The 6,273-nt window shown below is 65.7% G+C and carries 4 protein-coding genes; all 4 read left to right on the top strand.

What is annotated here, in order from left to right; translation table 11 throughout:
* Positions 1-135 precede the first annotated feature (135 nt).
* The 4 genes from ABD209_RS11660 (at position 136) to ABD209_RS11675 (ending at position 5,645) form a co-directional block, all read left to right on the top strand.
* Positions 136-1,284 carry a hypothetical protein gene (locus tag ABD209_RS11660; protein WP_344066404.1) on the top strand — a complete coding sequence of 383 codons (1,149 nt, stop codon included), beginning with the start codon at positions 136-138 and terminating at the stop codon, positions 1,282-1,284.
* Between the two features lie 40 nt (positions 1,285-1,324).
* Positions 1,325-1,495 carry a hypothetical protein gene (locus ABD209_RS11665; protein ID WP_344066407.1) on the top strand — a complete coding sequence of 57 codons (171 nt, stop codon included), beginning with the start codon at positions 1,325-1,327 and terminating at the stop codon, positions 1,493-1,495.
* A gap of 109 nt (positions 1,496-1,604) precedes the next feature.
* The gene (locus tag ABD209_RS11670; RefSeq protein ID WP_344066410.1) at positions 1,605-2,309 is read left to right on the top strand and encodes a TIGR02391 family protein; all 705 of its coding nucleotides are present in this window, start codon (positions 1,605-1,607) and stop codon (positions 2,307-2,309) included.
* 216 nt (positions 2,310-2,525) lie between these two features.
* Complete coding sequence (locus ABD209_RS11675) at positions 2,526-5,645, top strand: hypothetical protein (protein ID WP_344066412.1); 3,120 nt, start codon at positions 2,526-2,528, stop codon at positions 5,643-5,645.
* The last annotated feature ends 628 nt before the right edge of the window (positions 5,646-6,273 follow it).

The raw sequence follows: 6,273 nt of genomic DNA on the forward strand, positions 1-6,273 counted from the left end.
CAGACAAGCTGGCGCCTCCTCGTCATCACCGCCTGCAGGCGAGACAGCTGCTTGCTCGTCTCGCGATGTCCCTCGTGCAAGCGCCCGTTCCGAGACCAACGCCACTCCCACCTCCGCCGCGTCGGAGCAGCCACCTTGTGCGGGAACCCCCTCGGCGCCGGACCCACGCGCCAGTGCCAGCACGATCTGACCACCATCCCCACCGCCAAGGCCACCGACGAAATCCTCGCGACACAGGCCCGTATCGACACCGCCCTGACCGGCCGGTCCGTCACCGCCCTCGGACAACCCGTTGGCGGCGCGGCATACCTGGCTGACCTCCGACACCTGACCACCCTCCTCCTGCACCTGGCTACACAGCCCGGCGGCGAGCAGCTCGCGGACTGGGCGGGCGACCTGCGACCGGAGGCGCGGCGGCGCACCGGGGACCGAGGACCACGCTGGGGCATGCGACCGCCCGACCCGCCGGTCCTGCGCGCCTCCGCCCTCAGCACCGCCGACAGCGTCCTGGCGGCCCCCGACGTGAACACCGCCGCGGCCATGCTGACGCCGTGGACCGAGCTCGCGCCGCCCACGAACGACGGGCCGCTGGGATGGTTGGCCGACCGCACCGTGATGACCCCGACCCTGTCCCGGCTCGTTCTGTCCGCCCGGGCACCGCACCGCCGCCTGTCCCACCACCTCGACACCCACCCCACCCGTGGAGCCCGCATGCCGATTAACCTCGTCGCCGTCCCCCAGGTCATCCCGCACCAGCAGTACGCCGACCACCTGGTCGGTGCGTTCGACAACGGCGAGGAAGTGGTGCGTCAGTTCGCCTCCCTTTGCCTGGCCCGGCTCCACCCCGACATCACTTCCTGGGCCGCTGCCGCTCAGGCCCTGGGCATGCCAAGCTTGATGGGCACCCGCTGCGCCCGCGCCTGCTCCGCCACCCGGCTCGTCACCACCCAGGCGTGGGAGGACCGCATCCGGGCAGCCATGAACGACGTCCGGCCGCGCAACTACCGCGCCACCGAGGCCAAGATCGAGCACCGCCTGCACCTGACGAGCCGCTGGTTCCAGGAATGGGTCCGCCACTACCGACCCGGCACCCACTACACCAGCGTCAGCCACGCCCTGACCTGGCAGTGGGTCCACGTCGCCCACGCCCACCTCGACCTCTCACCCGCCTGGCAAGGCCACCGGACCAGCGCCAAGGAACGCGCCCGCTACCGCCAGTTCGAGGCCTCCCTTGATGAGAGGCAGCGGTCCAACCTCGCCTACGCCCTGCACAAGCGCGCATGATCGACTTGCGTTGTCAGCGTGGCCTCCTAGAGTCGCAGTCATGGCGAAGTTCATCACCGGGACGCACCACTGCCCCGGGTGCGGTAATGCACAGGACGCTTCCCGTTCCTTCGAGGAGCGACGAATCGACGGGACCACGATCGACTGGTGCGCCTTCCGCTGCGCCAGCGGTCACGAATGGGCGCGCCCGGGCCGGCAAGCCGTCAAGTGACTTCCGGAATCGGCGAGACCATGAAGGAGCAGGGATGCCTCTGAGACGCGCTGCTGGGCGTTCCCCAGACCAGCCGATCACCCCCACCGACAGTCCGTTCCTACGACAGATGCGGGCAACGTTCGGCACCCAAGTGGTGACGGTGATTCGCCACCCCGGGACCGCGGATGAGGAGTCTTTCGAGGCCGAAGCCCACATCCAAGGCAAGACAGGGTCTTTCGACAAGAGCACCCCGATCTATGCGGGCGACTATGTTGAGATGACAGATCCACGCAAAGGGCCTGGAGGCGTCGAACGTCGCTACGTCGCGTCAGCGACTGTCCTTCAGTCGGGTCCCGAGGAATCAATGCACCGCGTCAAGGTGGAATGGGGGGTAGGCGCGCCACCCGCCAAGGTGCCGCCCGTGCGCCGCCTCACGTTCGAGAACCTGCACCCTCGAGTACAGGCCGCAGCGGGGGCGCTCTTCGCCGACGGCCACTACGAGTCATCCGCCAACGAAGCTTTCAAGTCCCTCGAGGTCCGCGTCCGGGAACTTACCAAACTCGACAAGTCCGGCGCTGCGCTCATGGGCGATGCCCTCGGAACGGCAACACCAATCCTAGACGTCGCCAGCCACCAGGGACGAAGCGGCGAAGACGAGCGCGAAGGCTTCCTGCACATCTTCCGCGGCGCCATGATCGGCATCCGGAACCCTGGATCCCACGAGCTATTTGAGCAGGGCGACCCACAACAAGCGCTGGAGTACCTAGGCTTCGCCAGCCTCCTTCACCGACGGCTGGACGTGGCTGCCGGTGGCCTAACGAGGCCATCCTGAGGCGGCGGTTGAACCTACCGCGCTGCCATGAGTTGTTCGCTCGAGTGCGCGAACCTTGTTGCCCGCACTTGGCCGACTCGATCAGGCTTCCTCAGCGGACACGGCCGCTTCTCCGGAAGCATGGCGATTCGCCGCGCCCCTGAGATGATGAGGACATCGCCTCTGTACGTCCGGCGAGCCGAGGTTTGGAGAACTGTACGGGAGGTGGCGCGGGAGATGGCCCGTTGGCAGCCGCTCCAGCTTGGCTCGACGCTCAACTCGGCACCGTCAGCTCCCGAGCCCGCACCGGTGATCGGCAAGCTCGAATCGCTGCCGTTCAATGAGTTGCCCTGGGAAGACTTCGAGCGCCTCCAATGGCGCGTGATGCGTGACGTAAAGGGGCTACGGCACGCGCAGCTGTATGGAGAACGAGGTCAGGCGCAGAAGGGCCTGGACATCGTGGCTCTCGCTCCGGACGGCACCGGAGTGGCCCTGCAGAGCAAGAAGTACCGGAGCTTCGGGGCCAGCAATATCAGGGCCGCAGTGAGCAAGTTTCTGAGTACCTCGCGCCCGTTCACGGTCGAGACCTTCATCATTGGGGTGGCCCGCCCAGTCAAGGCCACGGCTGCCGTCGAGGAGCTCGCCGTGCAGCGCCGAGTCCTTCGGCCGACCACGTTGGAATTGTGGGACGCGCAGGAACTGTCCCATCTCCTCCGGGGCCGGCCCGACATTGTCATCGAGTACTTCGGGATGCCGACCGCCGAGGCCTTCTGTCTTCCGTTCAAACTCGACACCCCACTCGTTCCGGCAGCAGACGCTGTTGCTGTGCGCGAGGCCCTGTCCCGCACCCCCGAAGTTGCCACGGGCGCCCAGCAACTGTTCGATCAAGCGGCAGCGACGCGGGATCCGTCGCAGGCTCTGGAGTTCGTTGAGGCCGGACAAGTGAAACTCCGCGATGCCGGCTTTGGTCCTCACGCAGCCCAGCACGACTCAGACCGGTATCGGCTGTTGGCGGCGGTTGGCCGTGAAGGTGAGGCAGCACGCCATGCTCTGGAGCAGTTCTGGACCGCCCTCGACCAAGGCCTTTCCACCACAGCACAGCTCACCCAGTCGCAGCTCGCAGAGCTGGCCAAGCTCGCCGCGGCGAATGATGCAACCGGCGCCGCCAGCAGCTCGAGCGTGGGCGAACAGGTCACTCTGTGTCAGCGCGTCGCCGAGGCTGCGACGGCGCTGTACCTCAACCCGTTGGCCCAGCTCCCCGCCATCGAGACACTCCGGGTCGGGGAGCCCCTCGACCAGATCCGACTCCTTCTGCTCGCCGGCGAGGCAGCGCTCGCCAACAACTCCCACGCATGGCTGACAGACGCTGTCCCGGCCCTCACCGAGCTCGCGGGGGTATCCTCCGCAGACCCGGTGCTCCGCACCCGGCTGCGACTACTGCTGGCTGAGACAACCGGAGATTGGGCCGATTTGCTGGCTGACGTCCGACAAGTCAAGCTCGGCTATGCCCTCCTGGGATTGGTCACAGCTCGTTACGCACGCGACCTCGCCCTGCATGAGCGTTTCACTGAAGCTGACCTTGCCTGGGATGAAGCATCCGCCGCTGCTTCCCTCGCACGCCAATGGGGCGAAGCATCGACCTGGGTCCTGAGCCGTCGCGCCTTCCGGTCGCGTTGGAACCCCTTCACTAGCAACGACCTGCTCCCCATGCAAACCGCGCTGCGGGAAATGGGAACTTCCACACCGCTCATCTCCAGTGCTGACCACGCTTATCAAGACGCACTGACCAGCCTGAGCGATCAGAAGTTGAGATCAGCCGCGATATCAGCACAACGCGCGCTACGCGACGCCGTCACGACCAGCGATTGGGCCGGCGAAGACCGTGCCCGCCGCGTGCTCGCCGCGATCCTCATCGAGTCCGACGAACCCCTACTGGCCGCCCATCAACTGACTCGGGCAGGAGCGACCAAAGCGATCGAAGCCCTGGGCGCATCTCAGCCACACGACTTCATCCGCATCGTCGATGACCTTGACGAGTCCAACTATTGGACCGTGGGCACCGCATATCGGCTCCTGGCCGCCCAGGCCGATCTCATCCCCGACGACCTAATAGGCATCATCACCATCCACCTCATCGGCGAACTCACTGCAGCCGAGACCGGCAGTAAGCCGGACCTACGTTCCTTCGCAACCTCCCGATACAACAACGCCATCAGGCTCTTGGCAGGTATCGCCGACCGCCTTCAATGCTCGGCCGCAGACGAGGTGCTCGACCACTTCGAGAAGCAGCCGCCGGTCGAAGCGAACCACTATCGCTACCACGACGAAGATGAAGCCATCACCGTCGCCAAGATCGCAAGCACCCACACTCAGCTGACGACCCGCGCGATAACGCATCTCGTGGCCCTGCTTGGCCGTTCGGAGTCAGCACGCACGTCCACCACCATCGACGCCATCGAGAAGAACTACCCGTTCGCCTACGACGAGCTAGCCGCGCTCGCGTCAACGGGCAATCGATGGGCGCAGGAGATGCTCGCGTTCCATGACGCTGACGAGGTCGACTCATCGACAGCGTCCGAAGCGCTGACTCGGTTGACCACCACGATCGACCACGTCGATGGTGTCTACTCCGTGGGCACTGGCGCGGTCGGTGACTCGCTTCTCATCCGGCACCTTCCGGCCTCCGACGTCGATGCCGCCGTTACCGAACTCCTCCTTCGCGCCGACGACCCTCACATTGGCTCCAGCGACCGCGGTGACTACCTCGTTGCCGCCGCCAATCTGGCGCCTCACGTCACGTCGAAGAAGCGTGCAGACTTCTTCACCACAGCGGTGCGTTTGGCCACCTCCCCAACGCCCTCGGACCACGACCAACTCAACGAACAGTTCGCTCACAAACTCGGCGCGTTCCGCATGAACGGCACGCGGCGCGACAGCCGCGGTCAAGCAACCGCCCTGGCCGCCGCGCTCGCGACCGACGAAGCACAAAGAAGCGAAGCCCGGCGCCTGGCTTACGGATTGATCGGCACGGACAGCGACTACTGGCCGACCAGGGCCCTGCAACACCTCGGCGACACGCTCAATGACGATCTGACGTTCCTCGCCAGCCAAGGCTGGGCTATCCGCAGCCTTGCCGCCATTCTCTGGGCCAAGCACGGATCGCCGGCCCATGTTGGAGCCCGACTGGCGGCTGACCCGGATGTCAGAGTTCGGCGAGCTCTCGCCCGTGCGCTAGCCCAAGAGTCGGGCCAGACACACCCCACCTTGCGTAAGCAGCTGGCTCTGGACCCGGCGTACAGCGTTCGTTCCGTTCTACAGGAGGCACCGGGCGCCCCCTCCGTCGAACCTGAGGTGTAACCCGCGTCCCGGTTGGATATCTTGAGGCGCGCATATCGACGGGTCGCGACGAAGCGGTCTGCTTGGCAGGAACCGGTCCTGAACCTGGAGTTGTGCAGAATACGGCGCATGTGATCGTGCAGTCTTCGTTGCATCTCGACAGTCTTGTTGTCGAGTGTCGAGATGCAGGTGTCGAGATGCAGTCAAGATTGCGCAGCGCCCGCTCGTATGTAACGTACTCATCCGCTTATCGATACGAGGCCAAATCGAGCGTCGTGTTATGCGCAGTCACGCTCCGGGGCATCCGGCGACGCTTGGCCTACCCAGAGAGCCCGGCAGCTGTCAGCGGTGGCTGTCAGGATGGGCCCGCCCTTGGAGAGGGTTCATGTCCCCCAAGAAGAAGCGGTGGCGATGTCCCCACATCGCTGTCACATGAAGTTGGTGGGTCGAGGCTGCGAGCACGACCTGTGCGTCACCCTCGGTCGGGGTGTCCCGGAGGAGCTGCGTTGCGATGAGGCAGCACCTGCTGGGTACGGCACTGGCGGCGGTGTCAAGGGCCAGTAGGAACTGCCCAGTGGCGGTCATGAGACCTGCCCGCTGACGGTCATGAGAACTGCCCGGTGGTGGCCATGGGATCTGCCCATGGGGG

This window comes from Nostocoides vanveenii (assembly GCF_039531165.1).
In the GTDB taxonomy this organism is placed as follows: domain Bacteria; phylum Actinomycetota; class Actinomycetes; order Actinomycetales; family Dermatophilaceae; genus Nostocoides_A; species Nostocoides_A vanveenii.

What these genes read in the sequence shown, in the direction of transcription:
- ABD209_RS11665 (WP_344066407.1), top strand. Translation starts at nt 1,325, where the DNA reads ATGGCGAAGTTCATCACCGGGACGCACCACTGCCCCGGGTGCGGTAAT.
- ABD209_RS11675 (WP_344066412.1), top strand. Translation starts at nt 2,526, where the DNA reads ATGGCCCGTTGGCAGCCGCTCCAGCTTGGCTCGACGCTCAACTCGGCA.
- ABD209_RS11670 (WP_344066410.1), top strand. Translation starts at nt 1,605, where the DNA reads ATGCGGGCAACGTTCGGCACCCAAGTGGTGACGGTGATTCGCCACCCC.